The sequence below is a fragment of the Shinella sp. S4-D37 genome, assembly GCF_040812195.1.
Classification (GTDB): domain Bacteria; phylum Pseudomonadota; class Alphaproteobacteria; order Rhizobiales; family Rhizobiaceae; genus Shinella.
In genome coordinates this window covers 1-21,424 of sequence record NZ_JBFNXL010000008.1, presented here as the reverse complement: position 1 = coordinate 21,424, position 21,424 = coordinate 1, and the positions used below count along the sequence as shown (strand labels likewise).

Here is a 21,424-nt window from a genome sequence, read left to right as displayed (position 1 = left end):
GGCGAAGGGGCCGGCCAGCCGTTACCCAAATATCACACCGCCACCCCATTCGAACATCCCGCCGAAGCCCGTGCCACCCGCGGCCAAAACGTCGAAAGCCAAATCGGGTAACGAAATCAGACATAAAGATGAGTATTACAGTCCTGATTTATCCCGACCGCGTTCCACGCGCTCAGAATTGTTCTATCCTATTGCACTTGCAAGGATTTTCCAGATTGGTTAGCCATTTGCCCAGCAAGGTTCGGTCTTCCCCGTCCTGAACCTGACCGGTGGTTTGGAAACTGTGCCGATGTCGAACTCCTCCTCGCCCCTCGTCTGGGACAGTGTTGACAGCAACGACCTGCTGAACCGGGCCATGGAAGCCCACTATGTCGACATCACCAACGCCGTTCGCCGCCGCGGCCATCCCCGCTCCACGGCCCGCGACGTGGTGCACGATCTCTATGTGAAGCTCGCCGCCAAGCCCGACGTGCTGCAGAACAAGCGCTCGATAAAGGCCTTCCTCTGCCGCGCCGCGATCAATCTCGGCCTCGACCGGCAGCGCCGGGAGGCGAAGGAAGCGCGCCTCTTTTCCGGCTCGGAACGCGAAGCGCTTTCGGTGGCGAGTGCCGGCCCCGCTCCGGACTTCGCGCTGGACGTCGAGGCGCGGGTCGCGATTCTGCGCGCGGCGATCGCCGAACTGCCGGAGCGCCGCCGCGTCGTCTTCATCCTGCATCGGCTGCATCACCTGACGCCCGACCAGATCTGCGTGAAGCTCAACATTTCCAGAAACATGGTGGACCGGCACCTGCGCCGCGCCTTCGCCCATTGCCTCGACTGCCTCCTGCAAGTCCAGTAAGGGTCCCAAATCGACGACCTCAAACGTCTAGAGGGAGAGGACACGCTTGGAGACGCCGATGCCGACCAACGCTCAGAAAAGGCGCAACCGCGAAGCCGCCGACTGGCTGTTGCGCAACGGCGACCCGAACCAGTCGCCGGCGGACAAGGCTCGCTTCAAGCGCTGGCTCGATGACGACCCGGAAAACTGTCGCACCTACAGTGCCGCCGAACGCCTGATGGGGGACGCCCGCCAGGCGATCCAGTCCGACCCGGCCCTCGCCAACATCAAGGTGAAGCCGCAGCGGACGGTGAAGCCGATCGCCACGTCACTGGCCGTCGCCGCTCTCGTGACCGGCGCCTTTTTCGCCTTCGACGGACCGATGCGGCTGGAGGCGGACATGATCGCCGGGACGGGCGAGATGCCCGTTCTCACGCTGGACGACGGCTCCAAGGTGCAGCTCAATGCCTCCTCCGCCGTCGCGGTGGACTTTACCGACACGCGCCGCACCATCCGCCTTCTCCGCGGCCAGGCCTTCTTCCAGGTCGCTCATGCGCCGGAGCGCCCCTTCACGGTCGTGGCGGGGACAGCGAACGTGACGGCGCTCGGCACCGCCTTCGATGTCCGCTATGGCGAGGACGACACCGAGGTGACCGTCACGGAAAATGCCGTCCAGGTCGAACTCGACGGGGACAGGACCGGCTCGATCCGGGTGAACCAGGGCGAACAGGCGACCTATGATCATGTCCGGAAGGAGACGGTCATCGCGCCGATCGATGGGCTCGTGGCCCTCGCCTGGAAGCGGGGGCAGATCGCCGTGGACAATGCGCCGCTTTCCTACGTCGTCGAGGAGATGAACCGGCATTTCCGCGGCCGGATCGTCGTCGCCGGTTCGGCGCTGGCCGACCGCCGCGTCAGCGGCACGATCAAGGTCGCCGACACCGACGAGGCGCTTGCCTTCGTCACGAAGGCCCTCGGCCTGCAAGCGACCCGCCTCGGCCCCCTGATCGTCATTCGCAACTAGGCGCTATCGCGGGCGTCCGCCGAATGTCCAATCGCCGTGAAGATCGTCGGTTTGTCCATCGCGCCCGGGCAAGCCTGTGCTATCAGCGGGCTCAACGATTCTAGATCTGTAGACGCCATGAGCCCCAAGACCCGCGGTTATCTCTTCGCCTTCCTGGCCGTCTGCATTTTTGCCGGCCAGGATGCGATCACCAAATACCTTGGCGATCGCTATCCGGCGCTGTTCATAACCATGATCCGGTTCTGGGCGTTTGCGCTTTTCGTCTGCGCCTTCGCCGCCTCGTCGCAGGGCGGCATCCGCCAGGCGGTCCGCACACGCCGCCCCGGGCTGCAGATCGCCAGGGGGCTTCTGCTCGTCGCGGAAATCGTCCTCATCGTCTTTTCCTACGTGCATGCCGGCCTTGCCATGAGCCAGTCGATTTTTCAGGCGACGCCGCTGATCATCACGGTCCTGTCCATCCCCCTGCTCGGAGAGGCCGTCGGCTGGCGGCGCGGGACCGCGGTACTGGTCGGCCTCCTCGGCGTGCTGGTGATCATCAACCCCGTCGACGTCCATTTCGACCTGTCGCTGCTTCTGCCCCTCGGCGCGTCGCTGCTCTTCGCGCTCTACAGCATAGCGACGCGCGCGGTCAGCCGTGAGGATTCGGCCGTGACCAGCCTTTTCTATGCCGGCATCGCCGGCGCCGTGGCGATCTCGCTGATCGGCCCGTTCCACTGGACCGAAGTCAAGCCCTCCGACTGGTATGCACTCGCGGCCCTCTGCGTCTGCGGCACCCTCAGCCATTATTTCCTGATCCGCGCCTATGGACTGCTGCCGGCCGCGGAGGTTCAGCCGGTCACCTATTTCCAGCTCGTGCTCAACGTCATCCTCGCCGTCTGGCTTTTCGGCGAGATCGTCACGCTCAACATGATCGCCGGCGCGCTCATCGTGGTGGGCGCCGGCCTCTTCACGATCTGGCGGGAACACCAGCTGGCAAGGCGCGCCCCGCGACAAGATCCCATCCCGTGAAGCCGGTCCCCGGGGCGGAAACCGGGAACACGCCGGAGGCGCAACCCTCCTGGGACAGCTGCAAATCGCCTATCATCTCCTGGGAGGATAGCGAGCAGGGGCGGAAAGCGACACAAAGGGCCGACAACAGCCTTCAGCAAAGGGTGCCGCCCATGACTGCCTATCCGATCGACCTGATCCGCGCCTCCTTCCCTGCCTTGGAGAATTCCCGCACCGCCTATCTCGACAATCCGGCAGGAACGCTGGTTCCAGGGACGGTCGTCGCGGCGGTGGCAGATGCCATGGCGACGGCTTCGTCCAATCTCGGCGGGCGCTTTGCGGCTTCGCAGCGGGCGGATGCCACCTGGCGCTTGGCGCATGAGGCCGCGGCCGAATTCGTCAACGCCGCCTCCTGGCAGGAAATGATCATCGGCCCGAACATGACGACGCTGGCCTTCCAGATGGGGCGGGTTATCGGCAAGACCTTTTCGGCGGGCGACGAGATCATCGTCACGCGCATGGATCATGAAGGCAATGTCTCGCCCTGGCTTGCCATGGCCGAAGAGCACGGCCTCGTGGTGAAATGGCTGCCCTTCGACACGGAAACCTGGCGCATCGAACCGGAAAGCCTCGCGGCCCTCCTGACGCCGCGCACGAAATTCCTGGCGCTCAACTACGCCTCGAACATGACCGGCAGCATCAATGACGTCGCCGCACTGACGGCGCTTGCCAAGGCGGCCGGCGCGCTCGTCTGGATCGATGCCGTGCAGCTTGCCCCGCACCGCTTGCCGGATGTGCGGGCGATCGGCTGCGATTTCCTCGTCTGCTCGTCCTACAAATTCTTCGGGCCGCATCTCGGCGTGCTCTGGGGGCGTCAGGACCTGCTGCGGGCGCTGCCGCCGCACCGCGTGCGCTGCCAAAGCGACGACATCCCGGACCGCTTCTGCACCGGCACGCCGCAGACGGAGCTTCTGGCCGGCCTCACCGCGACCATCGACTACCTTGCCGCAACGGGTGAGGCGACGGGGAGCGCCGGGACGCGGCGGGAAAGGATGGCCGGCGCCTACCAGGCCTTCGACGCCTATGAAGCCGGCCTGACCCGGCGGCTGATCGGCGGCCTGACCGCGCTGCCCGGCGTCCGGCTGGTCGGCATCGCCAATCCCAACCTCTTCGCCCACCGCGTACCGACGATCTCGTTCACGCATGAGACCATCTCGACCCACCGCTTCGCCGACGCGCTGGCGGCCGAGGACATCAATGTCTGGTCCGGCCACAATTATGCGCTGGAGCCGGCCCGCCATCTCGGCCTTTCCGAAGAGGAAGGGGTGGTCCGGATCGGGATAGCCCATTACAATTCCGCCGACGAAATCGAGCGCACGCTGGCGGCGATCGACAAGCTCATTGCGTGAGGCGGGCTATCGAGGAGGGGTTGCACGCCGCCGTTTTCCTTCAGGAATCTTGCAGATGAACCCATGACAGACACCGCCCGCTGGATAGACCCCTTCGCACACGCACTCGATCGTTTCGACCAGCCGGACAGCGTTTCGGCGCTGCTGGCGGCCATCGGTTCGGTGGCGCGCTTCCATCTGGCGCTGTCGGTGGTGCATCGCAAGAATGGCGGGCCGACCTACGTTTTCGACACGTTCTCCGGCCCCAAGGCCAAGCGGGCGGTACAGCTCTTCATCGCCGGCACCTATCTGCTCAATCCCTTCTACAATGCCTATCTCGCCGGCCTGCCGGCGGGCATCTACCTCATGCGCGACCTGGCGCCCGACGAATATCTCGGCTCCGATCTCCACCGCGGCCTCGACATCCGCCGCCATGAAGACGAGGAACTGGGCTATCGCACCCATGGCTGGCCCGAGGGTATGGAGGAGTTGCTGATCGCCATCGAGCTGCCGAACGGGGAAATGGCCGAGATCAGCCTGTCGCGCATCCGCAGCGAAGGCGGGTTCGACGCGGCGTCCATCGCGCGGCTGCGCGAGGCGCATCCGATGATCGCGGCGATCTTCCGGCGGCTCTGGACGCATCTCCTGCGCAGCGACAACACTCCGCAGGCCCGCCCGATCGATCACCTCTTCAGCGATTTCGGCCGGGGCCTCCTCAGCCCGCGGGAGCGGGAGGTGGCCCTGCTGATCCTCAAGGGGCATTCCAGCGAATCGATCGGCTATCACCTCGGTATTTCGATCGCGACGGTGAAGACGCACAGGCAGAAGCTCTATGCCAAGCTCAATCTCTCCACGCAGCAGGAATTGTTTTCCACCTTCCTGCGCAGCCTCAATCCGTGAGGCGAAGGGGGCGAACAGGTCGCCCCGATATCGTTCAGCCCTTGAGATTCTCGCGGATGGCGGCGGAGACGGCGGCGAGGCCCTTGCTCAGTTCGTCCTCGGTCGGCCAGGCATAGCCGATGCGGAAATGCCGGTCGTCCTGTTCGAACCAGCGGCCGCGGCCGACATAGGCCTGGTGGCGGCTGTAGAGGCTTTCATGGAAACCGGCGAGATCGACATTCGCCGAAGGCACGATGCGCGGGAAACAGACGCAGCCGCCCGACGGCTCGATCCATTCGACGAGCGGTTCGGAGGCGATCCAGTCCTTGACGATGGCGAAACCGCTGGCGATACGGGCATTGTTGAAGGCGAGCCACTGGTCACGCTGGCTGAGCGCGACATAGGCGATGTATTCGTCCACCGTGCTGCCGGAAATGCCGATCTGCTCGCGGGCGGCCAGGAACGTTTCCATCAGCTCGGCATCGCGGGTGATCAGCCAGCCGATACGGATACCGGGGATCCCGTAGGTCTTGGAGAGCGAGGAGACGCTGATCACCCGATCCGACAGGCCGGCGGCGACCGGCAGCATCGCGCCCGCGGTCATTTCGCGATAGGTCTCGTCGAAGAGCAGGCGCGTGCCCTTGCGCTCGACCAGCGCCACCAGCGCCTTCATCTCGTCCTCGGAGATCATCACGCCCGTCGGATTGTGCGGATAGGTAACGGAGACATACTTCGTCTCCGGCCGGATCGTCGCCTCGATCGCCTCGAGATCGAGGCGGTAGCCGATTTCAAAGGTCAGGTCGACGATGCTCATCTGCGCGCCGATGGTGCGCGGCGTTTCGAGGTTCGTCGCATAGTTCGGCCGCACCACGACGATGTGGTCGTCGACCTGCAGCATCGAGGTCGCGACGATGAAGAGCGCACCCGCCGCACCCGCGGTGACGAGCACGTCGTCGGCCGCAAGGCCTTCCCCGGTGCCGGCGATCAGGCTGCGCAGGTCCGGTGCGCCGCGATGGTCGCCGTAGCACAGCAGGATATCGTCCAGCCTGAGGTTCAGTTCGCCGAGGCGACGGTCGGCAACCGAGCTTTCCGAGAGATTGTAGCGGATCGTGGCGTAGCCGAGCTGCTCGGGCGATTCCAGCTCGATGGGCATCCGGATATATTTCATGGGGCTCTCCTCTGGCCTGCATGACAAAGGGCTAGATCAACCGCCCGTCACATTCCATCCACCCCGAGGGTGATGGCGACCATCATCTCCTGGGTGGATTTCCTCCCCCTTCCTTGCGGCGCATCGTTCCCCCCTCGGCGGAGTGAGGACCGTCGCAAGCCGCCTATATGACGGAGACCTTCCGCGGCGCCTGTCTCGGCGTCGACCGCGGACAGGTCGAGGCGGCGCGAGCCCTCAGCCTCAAGCGCCACCAGATCTTCCGCTATGTGCGCCTGCCGCAGATGTGGCGGCTCGCGCTGCCGAACTTCGGCAACCACATGCTGTCCATCATGAAGGATACCGCGCTCGTCTCGATCATCGGCCTTGAGGAAATCCTCTTCGTCGCCAAGATGGCCAATTCGCTCATCCACCGTCCCCTCCTGCTCTACATGACCATCGCCCTGATCTACCTGGCGATGACCACGGTGATCACCCTGGCCGTCGGCTGGCTGGAGCAGCGCGCGAACCGCCATCTCAGAGGTGCCCGATGAGCTTCGATTTCTCGCTGATCGCCTCCAGCCTGCCGAAGATCCTGCAGAGCCTCGGCCTGACCCTCAACCTGCTCGCGGTCTCCACCCTGTTCAGCCTGGCTCTCTTGGCCCGCCAAGGCCTATATCTACTTCTTCCGCGGCACGCCGCTGCTCGTGCAGCTCTTCGTCATCTATCACGGCCTGCCGCAATTCGGCTTCATCCGCCAGAGCGTCCTCTGGCCGATCCTGCGCGAGCCCTACTGGTGCTCGACGTCATGACCGACCTTGCCCGTGAGGGCATGACGATGGTCTGTGTGACACACGAGATGGGCTTCGCCCGCTCCGTCGCCGACCGCATCGTCTTCATGGACCGCGGCGAGATCGTCGAGGTCTCCACCCCCGCCGAATTCTTCGCAGCCCCCAAATCCGAGCGTGCTCGAACCTTCCTCGGACAGATCCTCGCGCATTGAGAAGAGCCATGACCGACAGGACCGAAACCTTCCTCGCCTTCGCCCGCTCGATCGCGACTGGAAAGGCTGCGTCGTCGCGGCCGGCGATGCGGCGCTTCACGCAAGCGCCCTTCGTCTGCTCGAAGGAGGCTGATCAAGGGCGGTAGCGGACGATCGGACCGCGACACGCCTCAGGGCAGGAGCAGGCCGCCGTCGACATGCAGGGTCTGGCCCGTCATGTGGCCGGCGGCAGGGGAAAGCAGGAAGGCGACGACGGCTGCCACGTCCACCGGTTCGCCGAGGCGGCCGTTCGGCGTCACGGCGCGGGCGCTTTCCATCGCGGACGAGGATGTCGCGGCGTGGCCGCCGCCGTCCTTGCGCGTGAAGCCGGGCGCGACGCAATTGACGGTCACGCCATCGGGCGCCAGTTGCACCGCCAGCGATTTCGCCAGCGCCTCCAGCGCCGCCTTGGCCGCGCCGGAGGCGGGAAAATGCATGCCATTCGTGCCGAAGCCATGGGCGACGAAGGAGCTCATGGCGACGACCCGACCCACCGGCGAGGCCTTGAGGTCGGCAAGCGCCGCGTCGACCAGCCGGAAGAAGGCGAGCGGCATCGCCGCAAAGGCGCTCTCGATATCCGCCTCCGTCAGGTCGCCGAAGGCGACGCGCTGGGCGCGGCCCGCATTGGAGACGATCTGGTCGAGCCGGCCGAATTCCGCCCGCGCCCTGGCGACGAGCCGGCGCGCCGTCTCCTTCTCGGCAAGGTCGCCAAGCTCGGTCGCGACGACGGCGCCCTTGCCCCGCGCCTCGGCGGCGATCGCCTCCAGGCCCTGCGCGTTGCGGCCCGTATGCAGCAGCATCCGTGCTCCCGGTGTCGCGACGGCCCGGGCGATGGCCGCGCCGATGCCGCTGCCGGCACCGGTGATGAGGATGGAGGGCGAAAGCGTCATGAGAACAATCCCTGTGGCAAGGCGCGGGCGAGCAGGACGAGGGCCGAGGCCGTGGAGACGACGAGCACCACCGTCTTGACCTGTCCGCGGTCGACCAGCCGCCGCCCCCAGCCCGACAGCAGGAAGCCGGCAAAGGCGAAGGGCAGCATGGTGGCGGCAAGCGCGAGGTCGGCAAGGCCATAGGACCCCGTGGCGACCAGCGCCACGATGGAGATGATGCTGCCGGCGACGAAGAATGCGTTGAGCGTCGCACGCATGCGCGCCCCGCCGGCATTCTGGTAGACCATGGCCATGGGCGGCGCGCCGATCGAGGTCAGCGTGCCCATGAAGCCGGAAATCGCGCCGGCGATGAAGAGCGTGGCGCGCGTCGTCTCGATGCGCATGCCGACGAGGCTGAGGCCGACGGCGAAGAGCACGGCAAAGCCGAACACCGCCGAGAAGGCGGCGGGCGTGAGCAGGCCGAGGCAGAAGGCCGCCGCCCCAGCGGCAAGGAGCCGCCCGGTGAGCGCGAAGGTGAGGTCGCTGCGATTGACCTCGTTCCACTCGCGCAGCATGCCGCCCGCGCTCACCACCATCGCCATGGTCAGCATGGCGCCGGGCACGAAGGCGGGCTCGATGACGGCGAGCAGCGGCGCGGCGAGCATGTTGAAGCCGAAGCCGGTGGAGCCCTGTACGGCGCCGGCGACGATGAGGACGATGACCGCGGCAAGGCCGGGCAGGCTGAAGAGAAGATCGGTCATGGGGCACTGTTCCAGCACGCGGCAAGATGGTCCCCGGCCTTGAGGGCCAGCGGCGGCTCCTCCTGCCGGCAGCGGTCGGTCGCCAGCGGGCAGCGCGGATGGAAACGGCAGCCGGACGGCGGGTGGACCATGTCGACCGATTCCCCCGGATGGACAATGCGCCGCCGCTCGCGCTGGAGTTTTGGGTTGGCGACCGGGACGGCGGAGAGCAGGGCCTGCGTATAGGGGTGGATCGGCCGCTCGTAGATCGCCTCGCGCTTCGCCATCTCGACGATGCGGCCGGCATACATGATCGCCACCCGGTGCGAGATGTGCCGGACGACGGCAAGATCATGGGCGATGAAGAGATAGGAAAGGCCGAGGTCGCGCTGCAGGTCCTGCATCAGGTTGACGACCTGCGCGCGCACCGACACGTCGAGGGCGGAGACCGGCTCGTCGGCGACGATCAGCGCAGGTTTCAGCGCCAGGGCCCGGGCGATGCCGATACGCTGGCGCTGCCCGCCGGAAAAGGAGTGCGGATAGCGCTCCGCCGCATCGCGCGGCAGGCCGACGCGCTCCAGGAGATCGGCGACGACGGCGCGCGCCTGCCCGGCCGAGGCGGCGAGCCCGTGCACGATGAGCGGTTCGGCGACGATGTCGGCCACCTTCATGCGCGGATTGAGCGAGGTATAGGGATCCTGCAACACGATCTGCATGCGCGCACGCAACCGCCGCAGCGCCTCGCCCGCAAGGTGGGTAATATCCGTGCCGTCGAAGACGATGCTGCCGCCGGCGGCCGGAATGCGGCGCAGGACCGCCCGGCCGACGGTCGTCTTGCCCGAACCGGATTCGCCGACGAGGCCCAGCGTCTCGCCCGGCGCGATGTCGAAGCTGACCTTGTCGACGGCGTTGACGACGAGGCGGTTGCGCAAGAGGCTCCCGGCCGAGAGTTCGTAGTCGATGGAAAGGCCGGATACGGAAAGGATGGGGCGAGCCGTCATCACGCGTCCCCCCAGGCCTGTTCGCCGGCCTTGCGGCAGGCGACCGTTCCCGCCCCGAAGGGCCGCAGACCCTGCGGCGCGCGGCACCCCTCGTCGCCGATCGGACAGCGCGGCAGGAAGGCGCAGCCGGACGGCGGATGCAAAAGGCCGGGCGGCATGCCCTCGATGGAGACGAGCCTTTCCTCGACCGCCTCCAGGCCCGGCGTCGAGCGGATAAGGCCCTGCGTATAGGGATGGGACGGGGTCTCGAAAATATCGTCCACCGGCCCCGTCTCGACGATTTGGCCGGCATACATAACCGCCACCCGGTGGCACAGGCCGGCCACGATGCCGAGATCGTGGGTGATCAGCACGATGGCGAGCCCCATCTTCTCCTGAAGCTCCGCGAGCAGTTCGAGGATCTGCGCCTGGATCGTCACGTCGAGCGCCGTCGTCGGCTCGTCGGCGATCAGCAGCCGGGGTTCGCAGGCGATCCCCATCGCGATCATCACGCGCTGGCGCATGCCGCCGGAAAATTCGTGCGGATACTGGCCGAGCCGGCGCGCGGCCCCGGCGATGCCGACGGCGGCGAGCAGCTCGGCCGCCCGCGCCAGTGCGGCCTTGCGGGAAAGGCCGAGATGGATCTCCACCATCTCGGCGATCTGGTCGCCGATCGTCATCAGCGGGTTGAGCGAGGTCATCGGGTTCTGGAACACCATGGTGATGTCCTTGCCCCAGATATCGCGCGCGCCCTTTGCCACGCGCTGGCCGACGAGGCTTTCGCCGCGCCAGCGCACCTCGCCGCCGGCAATGCGGCCCGGCACGTCGATAAGGCCCATCACGGCCTGCGCGGTCACGCTCTTGCCGGAGCCGGATTCCCCGACGATGCCGAGCGTCTCGCCGGGCGCGACGCAGAGCGAGACGCCGCGCAGCGCCTTGACCGTGCCGGCGCGCGTGTCGAAATCCACATGAAGGTCATCGATTTCGAGAAGAGGCCCGCTCATGCGCCGGCTCCCTTCCGTCCGCGTCGCCGGCGAGCGGCCTCGGCCCGCGCAAAACGCTTCTCGCGCTCCTCCGGATCGGTGGTCACGCGCAGCCAGTTGGCGAAGAGGTTGATCGACAGCACCGTCGCGACGATGGCAAGGCCCGGAAAGGTGACGAGCCACCAGGCGACGAAGAGATAGTCGCGCCCCGAGGCGACATCGAGGCCCCAGGAGGTGGCCGGCGGCTGCACGCCGAAGCCGAGGAAGGACACCGCCGCCTCCGCCAGCACGATATTGGTGAATTCGAGGATGGCGAGCGTCAGGAGCGGCGAGACGAGATTGGGCAGGATATGCCGGAAGATCACCCGACCCGGCCGACAGCCGATCACCTCGGCGGCCTCCACATAGGGGGTCTGGCGCGTCGAGGAGACGATGCCGCGCACCAGCCGCGCATAGACCATCCAGTTCGTGACCGACAGGACCGCGATCAGCGTCCAGACGCCCGGCCCCAGCACGGCCACGACGAGCAGGATGAGGAGGATGCCGGGAAAGCTCACCTGGATGTCGACGAGCCGCATCAGCACCGAGTCCGTGCGCCCGCCGAGGAAACCGGCAAAGAGACCGACGACCGTGCCGATGGTGCCTGCCAGGAGACAGGTGACGGCGCCGATGAGAAGCGTCGCGCGGGCGCCCCAGAGAATGCGCGAGAACACGTCACGGCCGAGATTGTCCGTGCCGAGGATGTGTTCCCAGCTGCCCTTGGCCATCCAGACCGGCGGCTTGAGGCGCGCGGTCAGCGATTGCGCGGCCGGCTCGTAGGGCGCGATCAGCGGCGCGAAGAGGGCCGCGAAGACGATGAGCACGATGAAGACGAGGCCGATCGCCGCCGCCTTGTCGTGCCACAGTTCCGAAAGCGTGCCGCGTGGGACGGCGAAGGACTGGGGGGCGCTGGACGCGGGAGCGGTCATCAGTTCAGTTCTATTCTCGGATCGACCGCCTTCGACAGGATGTCGAGCACGATGCCGATCAGCACGATCAGGAAGGCGATGACGAAGACGATCGCCTGCATCAGGAAGAGATCGCCGCGCTGGATGGCCTGCACGGCCGTGAGCCCCAGCCCCGGCCAGGCAAAGACCGCCTCCACCACCACCGTATAGCCCGACAGGGTCGAGATCAGCTCCCAGCCCGAAATGGACAGGAACGGCACGAGGATGTTGCGCAGCGTATGGACGCGCAGGATGCGGGCGAGGCCCAGCCCCTTGGCGCGCGCCGTCTTCACATAGGGCTTGTTCAGTTCGTCGATCATCGCAGCCCGCACCATCATGGTGAAGCGGGCGAGCGGGGTGAGCATCAGCGTGAAGGCCGGCAGCACCAGATGGGCGGCGCTGCCCATGCCCGAGGTCGGCAGCCAGCGCAGCGTGACGGCGAAGACCATGATGGCGACGAGGCCGAGCCAGAACTGCGGCATGGCGAGACCGAGCAGCCCGACCGACATGGTCAGCCGGTCGACGAGGCCGCCCGGCCGCAGCGCCGCGATCGCGCCGAGCGGAACGGACAGGAGCACCGCCCCGCCGAGGCCGGCGCCGATCAGCATCAGCGTGTTCGGCAGGCGCTCGAACACCACCGCGATCGCCGGGCGGCGCTGCCAGAGGCTGTCGCCGAAATCCAGCGTCGCGATGTCGCCGACGAAGCGGAGGAACTGCGTGAGGATCGGCTGGTCGAGGCCGATCTCGCGGGCGAAGGCCGCGCGCTGGGCATCCGTCGCGCTGAGCGGCAGCATGAGCGCGACCGGATCGCCCGCCAGCCGCGTGACGACGAAGACCGTCGCCGTCACGCCGAAGACGACGAGGAAGCCCTGGAACAGCCGGCGCAGGATGAATTCGAGCATTACCGTCCTTCTCTCTGGCTTGCCGCAAGCGCCGGAGCCGCCCCGGGCGGCCGGACCGGGGCCATGCGGCCCGGGCCCGGCCGAACCATCATTCCACCACCTTCATCTCGCTGACCATCAGCTTGGCATCGACGCGCGGCTTCCAGTCCATGCGTTCAGACATGCCGTAAATATCCTGAAGGTTGAAGAGGGGCACGGTGTAATTCAGGTCGTGGCCCTTCTGTTGCACCTCTTCGTAGAGTGCCTTGCGCTTGGCGACGTCGGTCTCCACGCGCGCCGCGTCGATCTTGCCGGCCATCTCCGCATCCGAGTTGGAGGCGGCGGCGCCGTCCTTGTGGTAGATGAAGGACATTTCACGGTCGGCGTCGAGAAGCTCGTTCGAATTGGCGATGAAGATCGCATCCGGCCGCGGCCCGGTGCCCATCAGGCTGTCGAGATAGCGGGAGAATTCCTGGATGTCGGTCGTCACGTTGAGGCCCGTCTGCGCCCAGTAGGCGGCCACCGCCTCGATCTGCTCGCGGTCCTTCAGCCAGCGGCCGGATTCGCCGATGACGACCAGCGGCTTGCCTTCCGCCCCCGCTTCCTTGATCAGCGCGCGGGCCTTCTCGATGTCATAGGCATAGTTGTCGAGCTTCTCGTTGAAGCCGAAGGCGGCCGGGTTGATATGCGCGCCCTTGGCGACCGTCGCATAGCCCATGAACAGGCTCTCGACCATCGCCTGGCGGTCGATGGCGAGATTGAGCGCCTCGCGCACCTTCGGGTCCTTCGTCACCTCGTTGTCGGTCCCCAGCACGAAGACCGAGGTCTCGAGCCCCGGCACGGCCGCGAATTTCGGCACCTGCTCTGTGAATTCCGGCAGGAGGTTGGTGATGACGTCGAACTCGCCGGCCATCAGGCCGGACAGGCGGGTGCCCGGCTCGGTCACGAAGCGATAGGTGACGTCGTCGATCTGCGGTTCGCCGCCCCAGTAGTCGGCATTGGCGACGAGCTTCAGATCCGTGCCGCGGTTCCAGCTGTCGAACTTGTAGGGGCCTGTGCCGACCGGCGCACCGGCGAGATCGCCGTCCTTGGCATAGCCCGGCGGGATCATCTTCATCCAGTACATGCGCGAGGGCAGGATCGGGTCCGGCCCCTTGGTGATGATGTTGACGGTCAGGTCGTCGACCTTCTCGGCCCGGTCGATCGTGCCGAAATAGGCCATCTGCTCGGACTTGTTGGCAGGGTCGATGACGCGCGCCACCGAGGCGACCACGGCATCCGCATTGAAGGGCTCGCCGTTGTGGAACGCCACGTTCCCGCGCAGCTTGAACTGCCAGGCCGTCGCATCCACCTGACTTGGCGCTTCGGCGGCAAGGCCGGGCGCAAGCTCCCCGGTCGGCGTGCGGGCCATCAGCGTCTCGTAGATATTGTCGTTGACCTGCCGCTCGCCGCCGTCGTCGCGCAGTTGCGGGTCGAGCGTCGAGGGTTCGGAGCCGATGGCGATGGCGATGGACTGCGCCCAGCCCGCAGCCGGCAGGACGGTGGAGGCGAAGAGGGCGAAAAGCCCCGCGGTCAGGCGCTTCGTGGTTCGGTTCATTGTTCTGTTCCCCTTTTTATGCAGCAGGTCGAATGGTTCGTATCAGGCTTAACCCGGCGGCGGCTGCGCGGCAAACCGGTCGGGATCGGCGCGCTCGAAGCTTTCCGCGATATCGAGCAGCCGGTGCTCCGTCCCGGGAGCCCCCAGGATCTGGACGCCGACCGGCATGCCGTTCGCGGCGATGCCGGCGGGAAAGGCAAGGGCCGGCAGGCCCGTGTAGTTCGCCACGATGTTCGGGATCGGGTCCTTCATGAAATAGAAGGGATCGACATCCGCCAGCGGGCCGGCCGGCGAAAGCGCGCCGGGCACGAGAAGCGCATCCACCTCTGCCAGCGCCGCGACGAGGCGGGCGGTCAGGACGGTGCGCAGGCGCTCCGCCATACGGTAGTCGTCGTGCGAAATGCCGTCGCCGACCAGGGCGCGGACCCGGAAGATCGCTCCGAACCGGTCCCACCCGGCACGTACCGCCGCGCCGTGTTCGCGCGCCACCTCCGCCATCATGATGATCGTTCCGGGCGCATGGAAGGCATCGAGCGGCGGCAGGTCGAGCGTGACGATCTCGGCACCCTCCAAGCGGGCCGTCGCAAGGGCGGCCTCCACGCCGGCCTGCACGTCGGCATGGATGAGCGCGCGCACGCCCCAGTCGTCGGGCGGAATGCCGATGCGCCGGCCCCTGAGGCTGCCGGCGAAGGCGGGGGACGGCGCGCGGCCGGCCATCACATCGAAGAGGATGCGCGCATCGTCGGCCGTGCGGGCGACGGGGCCGGCATGGTCCATGGAGGGGGCGAGCGCGGCGATGCCGTCGAGCGGCACCACGCCCCTGCCCGGCTTGAGGCCCACCACACCGCACAGCGTCGCCGGCAGGCGGATGGAGCCGGCCGTATCTGTGGCGAGCGAGCCGAGGCAGAGCCCCGCCGCGACCGTCACCCCCGCCCCGCTGGACGAGCCGCCGGGAAAGCACCGGGGGTTCCAGGGGTTGCGGGCAGGCGGAAAGGGAAGATCGAAGGACGGGCCGCCGAAGGCAAGCTCGTGGCAATTGGCCTTGCCGAGCAGGATGCCATCGGCCGCGCGCAGCCGCGCCACGGCCGGCGCATCCTGCTGCGCCCGGCGCCCGGCACGCGAGGCCGATGCACCGGCCGAGACGAGCCCCGCGACATCGGCGACATCCTTGACCGACAGCGGGACACCGGCGAGCGGGCCTGCGACTTCGCCCGCCGCAAGGCGCGCGTCGAGGGCGGCGGCCGCCGTCCGCGCCGCCTCTGGCGTCGGCAGGTTGAAGCCCGCCAGCGCCCCGTCGAGAGCGGCCATGCGGGCAAGGAAATGCTCGGTGACCGCGGCGGCGGAGAGCGCACGATCGGCGACCAGCGCGGCGAGCCGGCGGATGGGAAGCGTCTCCAGCCCGCTCATCGCTCCTCCTCCGCAACGCCCGTTTCGACGGCAAGACGCCGGGCGCGCAGCACCACGTCATCCAGGATGGCAAGGCCGCGAACGAAGTCCGCGACCTCCTTTCCGGATGCCCGGGCGGGCAGCTCGACCGGCGCGATCGCCTTCAGGGCAGGCTTGGCCCCCGTTTCATTCATTGACCTTCATTTCCTTGACGATCAGCTTGGCATCGACGCGCGGCTGCCAGTCCATGCGCGCCGACAGGCCGTATATGTCGCGGTGGTTGAGCAGCGGCACGTCATAGGCCTCCTCGTTGATCTTGCGGGTGATCTCCTTGTAGGCCGCCTTGCGCTTCTCGACATCGACCTGCGAGCGGGCCGCGACGATCGCCTCGCCCAGCGCCTTGTCGCTGTTGGCCGCGCCGCCCTGGCCGGGCTCGTAGGCGAAGGCCATTTCCCGGTCGGCATCGAACAGCTCGTTGGAATTGAGCACGAAATAGCTGTCGGGCCGCTTGCCCATGTCGAAGATGCGGTCGAGATAGACCGAGAATTCGAGGATCTCGACGTTCACCTTGATGCCGATCTCCGTCCAGTAGGCGGCGATCGCCTCGATCATCTCGCGGTCCTTCAGCCAGCGGCCGGATTCACCGACGAGGTTGATGACCGTGCCCGTGGCGCCCGCCTCCTCGATCAGCGCCTTGGCGCCGGCCGGATCATAGGGCCAGCCCGTGAGGTCCTCGTTGTAGCCGAAGGCGCCGGGCAGGATCAGCTGCCCCTTCGTCACGCCCGCATGGCCGGCAAAGAGGCTGTCGGCCAGCGTCTGGCGGTCGATAGCCATGTTGAGCGCCCGGCGCACCCGCACGTCCTTCACCGCCGGATTGTCGATGCCGAGGATAATGACGGACGTGTCGAGGCCGCTGACGGTCTTGGCCTGCGGAACGCTGTCGGCGAATTCCGGCAGGAGATTGACGATCACGTCGAATTCGCCGGCCATCAGGCCGGAGAGCCGCGTGCCGGATTCCGTGACGAAACGGAACATCACGTCGTCGATCTCGGGCGCGCCGCCCCAATAGTCGGCATTGGCGGAAAGGGCGATGCTGGTGCCGCGGTCCCAGCCGACGAATTTGTAGGGGCCGGTGCCGACCGGCTTCTCGCCGATCGCCGGATCCTTCGAATAGGCGGCCGGCACCATCTTCAGCCAGTACATGCGCGCTGGCAGGATCGGATCCGGCGCCGAGGTCACGATGCGCACTGTCAGGTCGTCCACCTTCTCGGCGCCGGCGAGCGGGCCGAGATAGGCCATCTGCTCGGACTTGTTGGCGGGATCGATGACGCGCAGCACGGAGGCGACGACGGCATCGGCATTGAAGGACTCGCCATTGTGGAACGTGATGCCGGGGCGCAGCTTGAATTCCCAGGTTTTCTCGTCGATCCGCGCGGGTGCGGCCTCCGCGAGGCCCGGCACCAGCTCGCCGGCCGTCGTGCGCGCCATCAGCGCCTCGTAGATATTGTCGTTGACCTGGCGCTCCCCGCCGTCGTCCCGCAGCTGGGCATCGAGGGTGGAGGGCTCCGAGCCGATGGCGATGGTGACGGACTGCGCCAGCGCCAGCGGCACGGCGACGACGGAGGCCAGCAGGAAGGCAAGGCCTGACGAAAGCGTTCGCATCGTTCTGTTCATGTGCATTCCCCTTTTATCGTGTGCATGCGTTGAACGAGATCTTTCAGGACGGCGGCGTCTGGGCATTGCCCGGAACGGCATCCGCAAGGGCGGAAAGGCAGACCGGGCGCAGCGGCCAGCGGCGCCCGCCCACCGCCGATGCATCCGGCGGCTGCGCGGCCGGGCGAAGCGCCTCCACGACGGCGAGCGCATGGTCCATGCAGAAACGCCCCTGGCAGGCGCCCATGCCGAAGCGGCCGTTGAGGCGCAATTCACGGGGCGAAAGGGCATCCGGGCCGGACAGGAGGCCCTTCAGGTCGCCGACCGTGCGGTTCTCGCAGCGACAGAGCACGGTCTCCGCCGGCAGGTCGGCAAGCGCGATGCCGCCGGCGGCGGGGGCAAAGAGGCGGGCAAGGGACGCCTGGAACCGTCGCGCCCGGGCCACGGCGGGCGGTTCACCCGGCACAGGGCGGCCGGTGAGCCGAGCGGCGATCCGACGGCCGACGCCGGTTCCATCCGCCTCAGCCGCATGCGCGCCGAGAATCTCGCGCACGTCGCCGGCGCGCTCGATGAGGAGACCGCCACCGTCACGGCCCATGGCGGGCAGGGCGAAATCGTTGGGCCGCAGGCCGTCATGCAGGGCGATGCGGTCGACCACCAGCCGCTCCTCGCGGCCGTCGGCGCAGCGCAGGCAGGCGACCAGCGCCGCGCCGGAGGGCAGGATCGCGGTCAGCTCCGTCCCTCGCCGCCAAGCAAAGCGGCGGCGCAGCACCGGCATTATCAGCGATGCGGTATCGGCGAGAAGGTGGGGCCGGGCGAGAAGGCCGAGGGCGGCGACAGGACGCGCGAGGGGATTACCGGCCTCCACGACGGCAACGGGCGGACAGCCTGCCTCGGTCATCTGCGCCGCCAGCGCCAGCAGCAGCGGCCCGCTGCCCGCCAGCAGCACGCGGCCCTCCGGCGCGCGGCCTTCCTTGAGCATGACCTGGAGCCCGCCGGCCGTGGCGACGCCCGGCAGATGCCAGCCGGGCCGCGGGCGGACGCGCTCGACGGCACCGCCGGCAAGCACGACGGCGCGCGGACGAAACACTTGCACCCTGCCCGCTGCCCGGTCGTCGACAAGGACGGCATCCGTGCTGTCGATGCCGAGAAAGGCATGCCGGGTCAGGACACGCACCCGGCTTGCGGCAAGCCTCGCCGCAAGGTCCGCCCAGCGGCCGGCCAGCGAGGGAGCGGCGGGAACGGGCGGCACGCCCTCCGCCGGCTGGCGATGAATGGCGCCGCCAAGCGCGCTGCGCTGCTCGCACAGGAGGACGGAAAGGCCTGCCGCGGCGGCAGCGAGGGCCGCCGAAATGCCGGCGGGACCGCCGCCGACGACGAGAAGGTCCGGCTCATGCATCGCCGTCCTCCAGGGCCGCGACACGGATATTCTCCTCGGCGGGCTCGAGACAGGCTTCCTTCGCCAGGCCGTCGACCCGCACGAGACAGCACTGGCAGGCGCCGATGCCGCAAAAATAGCGGGTGGCGGCGCCCGAGGGATCGCTGCCGAAGGCATGCACGCCGATGCCGGCCAGCGCCGCCGCGATGCTCTCGCCGCGCCGGAAGGGCACGGGCCTGCCGCGCCAGAAGAATGCCCCGCCCGCCGTCATGCTGCGATCCTCTCGCCGGAAAAGCGCGCCGGGTCGAAGGCGGAAAGGTCGATACCGGGCTCGCGGCCCTGCACCAGGTTCGCCACGACCCGGCCGGTGAGCGGGCCGAGACAGATGCCGTCACCCTCGAAGCCGGCCGCCACGAAGAGATTGTCGGCCGTGGGCATGCGGCCGATCATCGGCAGGCCGTCGCACATGGCAGTGCGGATGCCGGCAAAGCAGCGGATGACGCGCAGGCGCGCAAGCTCCGGCACCATCTCGCGCGCCGAGGCGGCCAGGCGGGCGACCGCCTCGATGTCGTTCTCCCGGCCCGTCGCGCCCTCTTCGCGGGTGGAGCCGATCAGGAACTGGCCGGTGCGCAGCGGATCGATCACCACGCCGTAGCCGCGCGGATCGCCCGCATGCTCAGCCTTCTTGCTGAGGAGATAGCTGCAAGAAAGGAGCGAACCCGGCAGCGCGCCGTTGAGGCCCGGGGCACGCTCGGTCACGAGCTGCTGGCCGCGCCGGGGACGCGAGACGTCGGGCAGGCCGACGAGCCGGCCAGCGCCGCCGCCTGCCGCGACCACCACCGCCGAGGCCGGGATCACCCGTTCGCCGGTGCGCACGCCGCTGACCCGGCCGTCCGCCCGGTCGAACTCCAGCCCGCTCACCGGCGTGTTGCGCTCGACCGTCAGCCCCGCCGCCGCGATCAGCCGGGCGACGATGTCGTAGCCGACGGCATGGCCTTCATCCTCGACCTCGAGCGCGGCGACGGCCGCGGTGGAGATGCGCGGCAACCTGCGGCCGATATCGGCGCGCGCGAGCCAGCGCACGGCGGCGCCCGCCTCCGTCAGCGAACCGGCATGGGCGGAGAGGACCTCGGCCTCCGTGTCGTTCATGGCGATGAGGAAGGTGGGGCGGGAATGGAAGAGGCCGGCGAACAGGCCCTCGTCGGCAAGCGTGCGGTAGAGCGCCGCACCGGCGCGCGCAATGGTCATCATCGGCCCCGGCCGCTTGCTGGCGACCGAGACCGCGCCGTCCGCCGCGCCCGTCGCCTCGGCGGCGGGAACCGCCGCTTCGAGCAGGCGCACCGGCACGCCCGACAGCGACAGGAAGGCAGCGGTGGCCGCGCCGACGATGCCGGCGCCCACAATCACGACCGGAGGAGACGAGAGTTCCTTGCGCACGCTTTTCCGTAAATCCCGCGATGACCGGATGGATCGTAGCGCGGGGCCGGAAAGGGCGTCGATAAAAGAACTGGCGGAGAAGTTCTAAAAAAATTTACAACTTGACGCGTCGCATGCCTTGTGGCGGCGTGGCGAAAGCCTATCCTTCCCGCACCGACCCCTCCCACCGACGGACATGTCTTCTTGCCCGCGATCAGTCTTCCCCTCGTCCAGACATTCTACCAGCTCGGCCGTACCGGCTCCTATTCCGCCGCCGCGCGCGAACTCAATCTCAGCCATCCCTCCGTGGCAAACCACATCCGCCGCCTCGAACACCTTCTGGGCGAGCGCCTGGTCGTGGCCGAGCGCGGCGCGCGGCGCGTCGTGCTGACGCCGCGGGGCCTTGCGCTGTACGAGCTGATCCGGCCCGAATTCGACATGATGCTGAGCCGGCTGACGCGGCTGGTGGAACGCCAGCGGCCCATACTGCGCATCGGCATGCCGCAGGGCATCTTCCACGACCTGTTCCCGCGCGTCTTGCGCACGTTTCACGAGACCAGGCCGGAGGTGGAGCTGGTCGTCTACGAGCGCGACACGGCGCTGGCCGATCTCGTGCGGCAGGGCAGCCTCGACATCTTCATCGCCGAGCGGCATTTCGGCGACCCTATCGTCATGCAGCAATTGCTCGGGCGCTACGGGTTGTCGCTGGTCTTTCCACGGGCCTGGGGGCCGCCGCCGACGTCGAGCGCCGTGCCCGAATGGGCGCGCGGCCGGCCCTTCGTCTCCCACGAACCCGGGCAGACGGTACGCGATATCGCGATCGATTTCCTCAGCCGCACCGGCGCGACCGTCGATCCGCTGATCTCGGTTTCCTCCAGCGTCAGCATCAAGCGCTGCATCGCCGAGGGGCTCGGCTTTTCGATCCTGCCGTCCTGGTCGGTCGAACCCGGCAATGACGCGATGGACGCAGTCGCCCTGCCGGAGCTGACGCCGGTATCGGTCTATTTCGGCTCGGCACGCTTCCTGAAAGACAGCGAACTCGTGCGCGACTTCCTCGATCACTGCCGCAGCGAGTTGTTCGGAACCTCGTTGGCATGAGGACCCGCGCAAGCCGTCAAGGAATGCCGGTCAATCCTGAAGCAATTGCAAGCTGCCCCATCGTTCACCCGGGCTTGAGAACACCTGCCCGGGACAGATCTAGACGACGCTATATCCCCCTGTCGCCTTGATCTCCAGAAAATCGGCAAGACCAAACTCGCCGTGTTCGCGGCCGA

The 21,424-nt window shown here is 67.7% G+C and carries 23 protein-coding genes and 1 pseudogene; 10 read left to right on the top strand and 14 right to left on the bottom strand.

The genetic code is table 11. The features are described from left to right. Positions 1–289: 289 nt before the first annotated feature. From AB3G45_RS28760 to AB3G45_RS28740, 5 genes are all read left to right on the top strand, one after another. Positions 290–838, top strand: coding sequence for an RNA polymerase sigma factor (locus tag AB3G45_RS28760; RefSeq protein ID WP_367833944.1), 549 nt, complete (start codon positions 290–292; stop codon positions 836–838). A gap of 58 nt (positions 839–896) precedes the next feature. Then, positions 897–1,841 carry a FecR domain-containing protein gene (locus tag AB3G45_RS28755; protein WP_367833943.1) on the top strand — a complete coding sequence of 315 codons (945 nt, stop codon included), beginning with the start codon at positions 897–899 and terminating at the stop codon, positions 1,839–1,841. 117 nt (positions 1,842–1,958) lie between these two features. Next, positions 1,959–2,849: a DMT family transporter gene (locus AB3G45_RS28750; RefSeq protein WP_367833942.1), complete on the top strand. Its 891-nt coding sequence runs from the start codon at positions 1,959–1,961 to the stop codon at positions 2,847–2,849. A gap of 152 nt (positions 2,850–3,001) precedes the next feature. Further along, on the top strand, positions 3,002–4,237 hold the full coding sequence (locus AB3G45_RS28745; RefSeq protein ID WP_367833941.1) for a cysteine desulfurase-like protein: 1,236 nt from the start codon (positions 3,002–3,004) through the stop codon (positions 4,235–4,237). A gap of 63 nt (positions 4,238–4,300) precedes the next feature. After that, positions 4,301–5,116 (top strand): response regulator transcription factor, encoded by an 816-nt coding sequence (locus AB3G45_RS28740; RefSeq protein ID WP_367833940.1) that lies wholly within the window; start codon positions 4,301–4,303, stop codon positions 5,114–5,116. 34 nt (positions 5,117–5,150) lie between these two features. Here the strand turns inward: AB3G45_RS28740 and AB3G45_RS28735 are convergent, their stop codons facing one another. Further along, entirely contained in the window at positions 5,151–6,263 is a 1,113-nt protein-coding gene (locus tag AB3G45_RS28735) for an aminotransferase class I/II-fold pyridoxal phosphate-dependent enzyme (RefSeq protein ID WP_367833939.1), read from the bottom strand. Between the two features lie 167 nt (positions 6,264–6,430). Between AB3G45_RS28735 and AB3G45_RS28730 the strand changes: the two genes are divergently transcribed. The 4 genes and pseudogenes from AB3G45_RS28730 to AB3G45_RS28715 all read left to right on the top strand — a co-directional run bounded on the left by AB3G45_RS28730 (position 6,431) and on the right by AB3G45_RS28715 (position 7,388). Beyond that, a complete protein-coding gene (locus AB3G45_RS28730) occupies positions 6,431–6,793 on the top strand; it encodes an ABC transporter permease subunit (RefSeq protein WP_367833938.1) in 363 nt (120 codons plus the stop codon). A gap of 123 nt (positions 6,794–6,916) precedes the next feature. After that, positions 6,917–7,051 (top strand): hypothetical protein, encoded by a 135-nt coding sequence (locus AB3G45_RS28725; RefSeq protein ID WP_367833963.1) that lies wholly within the window; start codon positions 6,917–6,919, stop codon positions 7,049–7,051. Beyond that, positions 7,036–7,242 (top strand): annotated as a pseudogene (gene glnQ, locus AB3G45_RS28720) (glutamine ABC transporter ATP-binding protein GlnQ); the annotation flags it as partial. The gene AB3G45_RS28725 and the pseudogene glnQ, both read left to right, overlap by 16 nt. A gap of 8 nt (positions 7,243–7,250) precedes the next feature. Next, the gene (locus tag AB3G45_RS28715) at positions 7,251–7,388 is read left to right on the top strand and encodes a hypothetical protein (protein ID WP_367833937.1); all 138 of its coding nucleotides are present in this window, start codon (positions 7,251–7,253) and stop codon (positions 7,386–7,388) included. Positions 7,389–7,412: 24 nt separating this feature from the next. Here AB3G45_RS28715 and AB3G45_RS28710 read toward each other — a convergent pair whose 3' ends face one another. The 13 genes from AB3G45_RS28710 to AB3G45_RS28650 all read right to left on the bottom strand — a co-directional run bounded on the left by AB3G45_RS28710 (position 7,413) and on the right by AB3G45_RS28650 (position 20,171). Next, positions 7,413–8,171, bottom strand: coding sequence for an SDR family NAD(P)-dependent oxidoreductase (locus tag AB3G45_RS28710; RefSeq protein ID WP_367833936.1), 759 nt, complete (start codon positions 8,169–8,171; stop codon positions 7,413–7,415). Continuing rightward, entirely contained in the window at positions 8,168–8,911 is a 744-nt protein-coding gene (locus AB3G45_RS28705; protein WP_367833935.1) for a sulfite exporter TauE/SafE family protein, read from the bottom strand. Before AB3G45_RS28705 ends, AB3G45_RS28710 begins: the two co-directional genes overlap by 4 nt. Next, positions 8,908–9,891, bottom strand: a complete 984-nt coding sequence (locus tag AB3G45_RS28700; RefSeq protein WP_367833934.1) for an ABC transporter ATP-binding protein — start codon at positions 9,889–9,891, stop codon at positions 8,908–8,910. The genes AB3G45_RS28705 and AB3G45_RS28700 overlap by 4 nt, the downstream gene beginning before the upstream one ends. Continuing rightward, on the bottom strand, positions 9,891–10,874 hold the full coding sequence (locus tag AB3G45_RS28695; RefSeq protein WP_367833933.1) for an ABC transporter ATP-binding protein: 984 nt from the start codon (positions 10,872–10,874) through the stop codon (positions 9,891–9,893). Before AB3G45_RS28695 ends, AB3G45_RS28700 begins: the two co-directional genes overlap by 1 nt. Continuing rightward, a complete protein-coding gene (locus AB3G45_RS28690) occupies positions 10,871–11,821 on the bottom strand; it encodes an ABC transporter permease (RefSeq protein WP_367833932.1) in 951 nt (316 codons plus the stop codon). The genes AB3G45_RS28695 and AB3G45_RS28690 overlap by 4 nt, the downstream gene beginning before the upstream one ends. Continuing rightward, positions 11,821–12,741, bottom strand: coding sequence for an ABC transporter permease (locus AB3G45_RS28685; protein ID WP_367833931.1), 921 nt, complete (start codon positions 12,739–12,741; stop codon positions 11,821–11,823). The genes AB3G45_RS28690 and AB3G45_RS28685 overlap by 1 nt, the downstream gene beginning before the upstream one ends. An 88-nt stretch (positions 12,742–12,829) precedes the next feature. Then, positions 12,830–14,317, bottom strand: a complete 1,488-nt coding sequence (locus AB3G45_RS28680; protein WP_367833930.1) for an ABC transporter substrate-binding protein — start codon at positions 14,315–14,317, stop codon at positions 12,830–12,832. 48 nt (positions 14,318–14,365) lie between these two features. After that, entirely contained in the window at positions 14,366–15,724 is a 1,359-nt protein-coding gene (locus AB3G45_RS28675; protein WP_367833929.1) for an amidase, read from the bottom strand. Further along, a complete protein-coding gene (locus AB3G45_RS28670; protein ID WP_367833928.1) occupies positions 15,721–15,897 on the bottom strand; it encodes a hypothetical protein in 177 nt (58 codons plus the stop codon). The genes AB3G45_RS28675 and AB3G45_RS28670 overlap by 4 nt, the downstream gene beginning before the upstream one ends. Further along, positions 15,890–17,377 (bottom strand): ABC transporter substrate-binding protein, encoded by a 1,488-nt coding sequence (locus AB3G45_RS28665; RefSeq protein ID WP_367833927.1) that lies wholly within the window; start codon positions 17,375–17,377, stop codon positions 15,890–15,892. Before AB3G45_RS28665 ends, AB3G45_RS28670 begins: the two co-directional genes overlap by 8 nt. Before the next feature lie 43 nt (positions 17,378–17,420). Next, the gene (locus tag AB3G45_RS28660) at positions 17,421–18,755 is read right to left on the bottom strand and encodes an FAD-dependent oxidoreductase (RefSeq protein WP_367833962.1); all 1,335 of its coding nucleotides are present in this window, start codon (positions 18,753–18,755) and stop codon (positions 17,421–17,423) included. Then, a complete protein-coding gene (locus AB3G45_RS28655) occupies positions 18,748–19,005 on the bottom strand; it encodes a 2Fe-2S iron-sulfur cluster-binding protein (RefSeq protein ID WP_367833926.1) in 258 nt (85 codons plus the stop codon). Before AB3G45_RS28655 ends, AB3G45_RS28660 begins: the two co-directional genes overlap by 8 nt. Further along, on the bottom strand, positions 19,002–20,171 hold the full coding sequence (locus AB3G45_RS28650; protein WP_367833925.1) for an NAD(P)/FAD-dependent oxidoreductase: 1,170 nt from the start codon (positions 20,169–20,171) through the stop codon (positions 19,002–19,004). The genes AB3G45_RS28655 and AB3G45_RS28650 overlap by 4 nt, the downstream gene beginning before the upstream one ends. Before the next feature lie 183 nt (positions 20,172–20,354). Here AB3G45_RS28650 and AB3G45_RS28645 point away from each other — a divergent pair, with 183 nt between their 5' ends. Beyond that, entirely contained in the window at positions 20,355–21,248 is an 894-nt protein-coding gene (locus tag AB3G45_RS28645; RefSeq protein ID WP_367833924.1) for a LysR family transcriptional regulator, read from the top strand. Positions 21,249–21,424: the final 176 nt, after the last annotated feature.